The sequence below is a fragment of the Johannesbaptistia floridana genome, assembly GCF_057440575.1.
This window is the reverse complement of record NZ_JALKVM010000032.1, coordinates 22,584-31,334: the sequence shown is the minus strand read 5'-3', so window position 1 is coordinate 31,334 and position 8,751 is coordinate 22,584. Positions and strand designations below refer to the sequence as shown.

Below are 8,751 nucleotides of genomic sequence, written 5' to 3'. Positions count from 1 at the left end.
CTCCTTTCAACCTTACTCTAATCAATAATTTTCTCTTAACAAAAGCAGTATTGAACCCCGTCTAATTTCGGTAGCGTTAAATCCAGAATAATGAGATCGTAAGGAAAACAGTTAATAAAATCCCAACCTTGTTCCCCATCAAAGGCTACATCAACAATATATTGTCTCTCTGTAAGAGCTTCGGCGAGGACTTTACTAATCCTTTGATCATCTTCAACTAATAATATTTTCATTTGACCAACAAGATATACTAACCTTCATGATCCTAGTATTCTCATTCTTGATCTAGCAACCTCATCTTCTCACATCTTGCCTCAAAACCCAAATGTTACTGGTTGTGGATGAATAATGAGTTTTGAAGTAAGAAGTCTTGGAGTTTTGAAGTAAGAAGTCTTGGAGTTTTGAAGTCTTGGAGTTTTGAAGTTTTGAAGTCTTGAAGTTTTGAAGTTATGAGTAATCAGTAATGAGTAATGAGTTTTGAAGTAATGAGTTAAAGAATTAATGCGATCGCCCTTAAAAATTGGTTGACCTTTGCTACGATCTTAGGAAGTACGAGAAATGAACTTTTTCTGAGGTTAATTTAGTACATAAGTACTGGTGGAAGATGTGAATATAGCGCTATATCTTGAATGATAACTAATTAAACGGATTTGATATCATTTAAGTTTATGTTTCTTAACCATTTTTTATCCTGCTATATTATAACTCAATAAAAACTCAATAAAAACTCATATAGTCTTAAGTTTTAATATAATTAAACTGAGGAGAAAAGATGATGGTTAGTCAAATAAATACTTTTAGGATAAGCCAAAAACACCAAGTTCTAGTACTAGGTTGCTTAACTGTTCTGTGGCTGGGTTTTTGGGTTAAAAATTTGTATTCTACTGTTGATCCTGTCTATTGTAGTAATTCTCAAATGCTCAAAGATTATGTTAAAAAGGGTAAAAATGTTAATGCCAAAATTTATTTTAAATTTAATACAATACTTTCGGATGGTCATGAGAGTGCAACTCTTTTAGAGTGCGCAATATTTCAAAATAATCAAGAGTTAGTAGAAATCCTGGTACAAAAGGGAGCGAATGTTAATACTTCCACTCCTTATAATAGTCAAACTCTTTTACATGAAGCTGTATTGGAAGGGAATCCCGAAATAGTTAAAATCCTACTAGAAGCAGGGGCTAATCTTCATGCTACCAATTACAATTATCAAACTCCTTTAGATATTGCTGTTACTGAAGGTAACTCCGAAATAGTTAAAATACTGGTGCAAGCTGGGGCTGATGTTCATGCTACCGATGACGACGGTTTCACCTACTTACATTATGCTGCTAAAAATAAAAACATTGAAACAATTAAAATACTAGTGCAAGCTGGGGCTGAGGTCAATGCTACCAATAGCGATGGTGATACTCCCTTAAATCGGGCTCTTTATGGATGGAGATTATATGGTGATACTAGTGAAGAGAACCTAGAAATAGTCAAAATGCTACTAGAAGCCGGGGCTGATGTTTATACTACTAATAAATACGGTAACACTCCATTAGATAGTGCCGCTTGGTCTGGGAACCCCGAAATAGTTAAAATCCTACTAGAAGCAGGTGCTGATGTTCATGCTACCGATGACGACGGTAACACTCCATTAGATAGTGCTGCTAAGGATGGAAACCCCGAAATAGTTAAAATCCTACTAGAAGCAGGTGCTGATGTTCATGCTACCGATGACGACGGTAACACTCCATTAGATAGTGCTGCTAAGGATGGAAACCCCGAAACAGTCGAAATTCTACTGCAAGAAGGGGCTGAGGTCAATGCTACCAATAGCGATGGTGATACTCCTTTACATAGTGCTGCTATAGCTGGAAACAGTGAAATAGTGGAAATCTTACTGCAAGCAGGGGCTGATGTCAATGCTACCAATAGCGATGGTATAACACCGACCAAATTAGCTTATGAAAAAGGTCATGGTGAAACCGCTTATCTACTTCAACAACATGGTGGTTTGACCTCTATAGAATAAGAGACTTCTTTATTTCTCAATCAATTCTCCATCAATTCTCAAAAAAATCCGATTAGAACTCAATTAAGCATCAATTAGGATCAAAGGTAAAAAGATAATTAGTCTATACTTTAGGAGAAAATATATGTTTTCTATCTTCAATTCTATTTTGGCTTGCGGTCCAACTGTCGGTTATTATGAGCATCTACATCGACATTCCGAATACGTGAATTTATATAATATGGCTTCTTTTATAACATTACTAACTGGAGCAGTATTAGTAAAAATCATTTTTTTTCTGGTTAATGAGCGACACATCAGTCCATTTCAATCAAGTTTTGCCATTATAGTAGCTAATATCTATAGCTCTATTATGGCTTTCGCCGTAACCCATCTATTTTATTACGATTATCGCTGGTCACTGTTTAGATTGTTATTTATATTTGACCGGAGAATTTATTTGTTTGTTAGTTTGTTAGTATTAACACCAATATGCTTTATTTTGCCTTGTCAACGGTTTGCCCAACTGAAATATAAGTTGTTTGGTTGTATCGAAATGAACTTTGGCAGATTAATGTTATGGTGTTTAATTTTACATACTGCTAACATAGTATTATTAGAATTATCTTATGAGCAGGAGTGGTGGTGGTTGAAATTTGTTTACATTTTTTCTGCTTTAGGGATGGGAATGTTTTTGACTACTTTATGGGAAGAGCCAATTGTTCACGCTATTTTAGCTAAAAAAATGACTAACCCGCCTCAATTTTTGCTCAAGTCTGTAACTAGAGCTAATCTTTATACCCTACTATTCTTAATGGTTTTCGTCGTTTTTAGCAATACAGATATATCTTTGTTTGGACCATTGACAGATCCTCCCAATTTCATCTTTGATATCTTATGGATTGTTGCCTTTTTTCTAACTCCTATTTGGATTATAGGTAATATTGTATATTATGTTAAAAAACGAGCCTCTAAGCATCGGCAGCAACATGGGCACACAATGGCAACTCTTAATTTACCTCAGATACAGACTAAAGAAAAAATATTGGGAGAAAACAAACCAAGTAGAGGTTAGACTATTAAACTAATTAAATAATCTACAACTTCAGTCACGGTAATTTGCTGTTGGTCTTTATCGGCGCGTTTGACTACCTCTACCTTATTTTCTTTGAGAGATCTCCCAGTAACAACACGATAGGGAATACCAATTAAATCAGCATCTTTGAATTTAACACCAGCTCTTTCATCGCGATCGTCTAAAATAGCTTCTATACCAGCTTCAGTTAAATCTTGATAGATTTGTTCAGCAACACTTACCTGTTGAGAATCTCCTAAATTAGGAATAATCACAATTACTTGATAGGGTGCGATACTCACAGGCCAAATTATACCATCCTTATCGTGATTTTGTTCTACTGTAGCTTGAGCCAGACGAGATACACCAATACCATAACAACCCATGGCTAAAGGTATTTCTTCCCCCTCTTCGTTGGTACAAGTGGCTCCCATCGCTTGAGAATATTTAGTGCCTAGTTGAAAAATATGCCCTACTTCGATACCTCTAGCACTTAGTAACACCTGTTGAGAATCTTCACTTACTAAATCTCCTGCTTGAGCTTGACGAATATCTACTACTCTAGATGGTAAGGTAAAATCAGTACCCCAATTAGCTCCTACTACATGATATTCGCTTTCATTGGCACCAGTCACGAAATTTTTCAAATCAACAGCAGTTTCATCTACATAAGAAATAAACTCAGGGATAATCTCTTCACTCTTGATTAAATAATCATTACTTAAATTAGGTGCTATGTAACCCCAGGGTAGAGGTTTACTTGCCCATTTAGCCGCGGTAGTTTTATCAGCAACTTTTAGAGAAATTAGAGTATTAGATTGATACTGGGGTGCTAATTTAGTTAACTCATTTTGTAATTTGACTTCGTTGATCTCTTGATCTCCTCTAATATTTACTAATACTAAAGCTAGTTTTCCCGACTCATATACCGCCTCATAGATAATATTTTTTACTGTAGCTGTAGGAGAACAAGATAAAGCGTCACATAATAGAGCTATAGTTGCTGTATCTGGAGTATGTTTTTTTTCATATTTAGTATAGGGAGAAGCTTCTGGCGCCGGAGGCAGAGAAATGGCTTTTTCAGTATTAGCTGCATAACTACCATCTTCTGTGTAGAGAATTTCATCTTCCCCAGATTCAGCTATAATCATAAATTCTTGAGAACCAGATCCACCAATTGCCCCAGAATCAGCATCTACAGCGCGATAGTCTAAACCACAGCGTTCAAAAATGCGCCGATAGGCACGATCCATTTTAGCGTAGGTGGCTTTTAAGCCTGTATCATCTAGATCAAAAGAATAGGCATCTTTCATAATAAATTCACGCCCCCTCATTAAACCAAAGCGCGGGCGAATTTCATCTCGGAATTTAGTTTGAATTTGATATATATTTAGGGGAAGTTGTCTATAGGAACGAATTAAATCACGAGCGATCGCTGTAATCACTTCTTCATGAGTTGGTCCTAATCCTAGTTCTCTTTTTTGTCTATCTATCAGGGTAAACATAATACCTTCGGCTTTGGTATAGGTATCCCAACGACCTGATTCTTTCCATAATTCAGACGGTTGTAACTGTGGTAGAAGACATTCCCAAGCGCCTGCTGCATTCATTTCTTCTCTGACAATCTGACTCACTTTTTGTAAAACTCGCCACATCATCGGTAAGTAGGCATAGATGCCGCTTCCAATTCTTCTGATATATCCTGCCCTTACTAATAGTTTATGACTGATAATTTCTGCTTCTGCTGGGTCTTCTCGCAGGGTTACAAATAGCATTTGGGATAGTCGCATGGTTAAACCTTACACTCAATAAAATTATGATGATTTATATAATTTTGCTAATCATAACATATAGCTGTTCCTATAACAGTTAGAACAACTCAAAAAGCCTTTCACACTAAATTTGCTTTATATACTCTAGTTTTTTAAAAAATTGTAACTATACTGTAATTTATAATGCTTTGATAGGGCTAAAGCCCTACTACAAACTTAGCGGTCTTTACTAAGTTATTATATTCACTAGGAAAAATAAGGAAATTAAAAATGCGTTATAGAGCGATCGCCACTGATTTTGATGGCACTTTGGCTACAGAAGGTATAGTTGATGCTAATACTATTGCTTCTCTAATTCGCTATCGCGAAGCTGGTGGTAAGTTAATTTTAATCACTGGCAGAATTTTAGAGCAATTATTAGAAATATTCTCTGAAATTGAGCTTTTTGAAGGAATAGTTGCAGAAAATGGGGCAGTTTTTTATAATCCTCATCAACAAACTACACAATTTTTAGGACAACCTTTTCCAGAGGAGTTTATCTCAACTTTGGTAGATAAAAATGTTCAACCTGTTAATCCTGGTCAAGTTTTGGTCGCTACTCGTCAACCTCATCAAGAAACTCTACAATACATAATTGATTCTATGGGTATTGATGCTTCCATAATTTTAAATAAGAAAGAAATTATGATCTTACCTACTGGTGTTAACAAAGCTACTGGTTTACAATTGGCTTTAACAGAACTTGGTATTGATTCTGATACAGTTGTTGGTATTGGTGATGCTGAAAATGATGAACATCTTCTACTCAGTTGTGGTTTAGCTGTAGCTGTAGCCAATGCAGTCCCAGAATTAAAGGCGATCTCCCACCGTGTAACTACTGCATCTGCTGGAGGTGGTATTCAAGAGATAATTAATTGGATTTTAAGTAATGAGTAATTTTAAAAAATGCTCAAAATAGCTTTAAAATACTTTTTTTATACTCAAAAAGAAAAAGCCTTGCTATGTATACTGTTCTGGAGTTCCCTTTCCTTGTATTTATAGCATTTTTTTAGATAAATGATATTATCATAGCAGATTCGATAGAGCCAGATTAAAATATAGATTTACCCTAGCTACTTATGTTTAAACAAACTACTCTGCTCAAACTTTTAACTATTTTTAGCTTATCTTTGACTTTAACAGTATTTATTCCCCAAATAAGCACTTCACAAGTTATTTTACAATCTGTTACCGGAAACACTGATACTCATCAGCACAAATCTTTAGATTTGATTGTAGAAGCTAAAAACTTCTATCAAAACCGTCAATACTCCCAGGCAATTAAAATATTAAATCAAGCTGTTGACTCTTTTGCTTCTCAACAAGATTTTCTCAATCAAAGTATGGCTTTGAGTAATTTAGCTTTAATTTACCAAAATCTAGGAGAGTGGAAAGAAGCTGGGGTAAAAATTAACGAAAGTTTGACTATTCTTAACAGTCAACCTGATAGTATCGATAAATCACGAATATTAGCTCAAACTTTAGATCTTAAAGGGATAAATCAGAGAGAAGAAAATAACTTAGAAGCAGCAATTGAAAGCTGGAAAAAAGCTGAAGAAATATATTTAAGTATAGATAAGATTGAGGAAGCTGAAGAAAGTAAACTGAATCAAATTTTAGCAATGCAAGAACTAGGATTACATAATCGTGCCTGCAATGCTTTAATAGATATTTTGAGTTTTGATATTAAAACTTGTCAAGAATTAAGTGAATTAAGCCACACAGAGTTGAAAAAGCAACTAGAAACAAATACTAGTGAGTCGCTGAGTTTAAACCAAATTAAAGCAATGAAATATTGGGGAGATGTACTCAGATTAAGTAATCAACTAAAGGAATCTCAGCTAGTTCTAGAAAGTAGTTTAAATTCAGCCCAAAAATTAGCAAATGACTTAAACAAACAGCAGATAATCCCAAGCATTTATTTGAGTTTGGGAAATACAGCTAGGAGTCAAGAACTCCCTGATGCGGCTTTAAATTATTATCAAAAGGCCGAAACTGCCACAACTGATCCAGAACTTGAACTGAGAGGCGAACTAAATCAACTTAATTTATTAATAGCACAAGCATCATGGTCAAAACTGCCAAATATTTTACCAAAAATCAATTCAAAAATTAAACAATTACCTGTAGGTAGAGTTGCCATAGATACACGTCTTAATCTCGCTCAAAGTTTGCTTTGCTGGGAAAAAGCAACTTTAACTAGTCAAGAATCTCAGGAAAATTCACCACTTTTAGAACAATGTAAGCATAAAATTAATTCAGAAACTCCGCCTGATACCCCGGAGCAAAGTTATTTAAGAGAAATATTAAACGAAGCCTTGCAGGAAGCTGAAACTATCAACAATCAAAAATTAGCAGCTTATACTTTAGTTTACCTAGGGGGAATTAATCAACAACAGAAAAATATAGATGAAGCAATTAATTTAACTACACAGGCACTTAGCTTAATTTCTGATTCTACTAATCCAGAAATTACTTATTTATCTCAATGGCAGTTAGGACGTCTATATTTAATCAAAGGAGAAACAACGGAGGCGCTCAATTTTTACAACCAATCTTTTAATACTCTAGAATCATTACGAGGGGAGTTGATAGGAATAACCGTCAATACTCAATTGAGTTTCCGTAGGAGTGTTGAACCTGTTTATCGAGAATATGTAGATTTACTCTTAAAATCAGCAAACCCTAGCCAAGAAAATCTTAACCAAGCTCGAAATGTTATAGAAGCTTTACAAATAGCCGAGTTAAATGACTTTTTTCGAGATGCTTGCACTACAGCTAAACCTCAACAAATAGATGAATTAGTTCAAGAGGCAGAAGTACCAACAGCATTCTTTTATCCTATTATCCTCAAAGACCGCTTAGAAGTTATTGTGGCCTTTTCTGGGGAGCAAACACTGGGAAATTATAGTACGAAAATTGATTCTACAGAATTAAATCAACTCTTGAATCAACTACGGATTGATTTTAGCATCATTACTCGTTTACCAGAAGTGAGAAGCTCATCAATTAAACTATATAACTGGTTAATTGGAGAAGAAGTAGAGGCAGAGTTAGATGAGAGAAATATCAAAAATTTAGTTTTTGTTCTCGATGGATTGCTGAGAAATGTTCCGATGGCGGCTCTTTTTAATGAAAAAACAGGTCAATATTTAGTAGAAAAATATGCGATCGCCCTAGCCCCCGGCTTACAACTCCTAACTCCTCAACCCATAGCAGAAGTTGATCTCAATTTACTTATAGCAGGTTTAACTGAAGAACGTACTATAGAAGATGGTTCTCCTTTTCCCTCACTCAACTATGTGGAAAAAGAAGTCACAGAAATCATCAACATCTTCCCTAATAACAGTAGATTACTTCTCAACGAAGATTTTGTCAAAGACAGATTAGAAACAGAACTTAACGCTAATCAATTTAACCTAGTTCATATTTCTACTCACGGGGAATTTAAAGAGGAATTAAACGATATTTATGTGGTGAGTTGGAATGAACTTTTAAGAATAGATGATTTAGAAAGCCTATTTGAATTAAATAGAGAACCAGAAACCAACCCTATTGAATTATTAGTATTTAGTGCTTGTAAAACTGCCGCAGGGGATGAAAGAACCACACTAGGTATAGCTGGTATAACGGTAAGGGCGGGAGCGCGTAGTGCAATTGCAGCTTTATGGCCTGTACAAGACACTTCTACCACGGAGTTTATGCGCATATTTTATGAACAATTAATTAACATCAAGGAAACAGGCGGTCTCAATAAAGCTGAAGCCCTCCGCCAAACCCAAATAGCTTTTATCCAGGATAGAGAGCAATATGGATATACACAACCTTACTATTGGGCTTCTTTTATCTTACTAGGTAACTGGCTCTAG

The 8,751-nt window shown here is 35.2% G+C and carries 6 protein-coding genes; 4 read left to right on the top strand and 2 right to left on the bottom strand.

Features of this window, described 5'->3' with window-relative positions:
* Window positions 1–35 precede the first annotated feature (35 nt).
* A complete protein-coding gene (locus tag MW688_RS02370) occupies window positions 36–233 on the bottom strand; it encodes a response regulator (RefSeq protein ID WP_486734311.1) in 198 nt (65 codons plus the stop codon).
* 539 nt (window positions 234–772) lie between these two features.
* Between MW688_RS02370 and MW688_RS02365 the strand changes: the two genes are divergently transcribed.
* Both MW688_RS02365 and MW688_RS02360 read left to right on the top strand, forming a co-directional pair.
* Window positions 773–2,017, top strand: a complete 1,245-nt coding sequence (locus tag MW688_RS02365) for an ankyrin repeat domain-containing protein (protein WP_486734310.1) — start codon at window positions 773–775, stop codon at window positions 2,015–2,017.
* Between the two features lie 124 nt (window positions 2,018–2,141).
* A complete protein-coding gene (locus MW688_RS02360) occupies window positions 2,142–3,071 on the top strand; it encodes a hypothetical protein (RefSeq protein ID WP_486734309.1) in 930 nt (309 codons plus the stop codon).
* Here the strand turns inward: MW688_RS02360 and MW688_RS02355 are convergent.
* Entirely contained in the window at window positions 3,068–4,861 is a 1,794-nt protein-coding gene (locus tag MW688_RS02355; protein WP_486734308.1) for a proline--tRNA ligase, read from the bottom strand. The genes MW688_RS02360 and MW688_RS02355 overlap by 4 nt on opposite strands.
* A 252-nt stretch (window positions 4,862–5,113) precedes the next feature.
* Here MW688_RS02355 and MW688_RS02350 point away from each other — a divergent pair, with 252 nt between their 5' ends.
* Together MW688_RS02350 and MW688_RS02345 are read left to right on the top strand one after the other, a co-directional pair.
* On the top strand, window positions 5,114–5,779 hold the full coding sequence (locus tag MW688_RS02350) for an HAD family hydrolase (RefSeq protein ID WP_486734307.1): 666 nt from the start codon (window positions 5,114–5,116) through the stop codon (window positions 5,777–5,779).
* Window positions 5,780–5,961: 182 nt separating this feature from the next.
* The gene (locus MW688_RS02345) at window positions 5,962–8,751 is read left to right on the top strand and encodes a CHAT domain-containing protein (RefSeq protein WP_486734306.1); all 2,790 of its coding nucleotides are present in this window, start codon (window positions 5,962–5,964) and stop codon (window positions 8,749–8,751) included.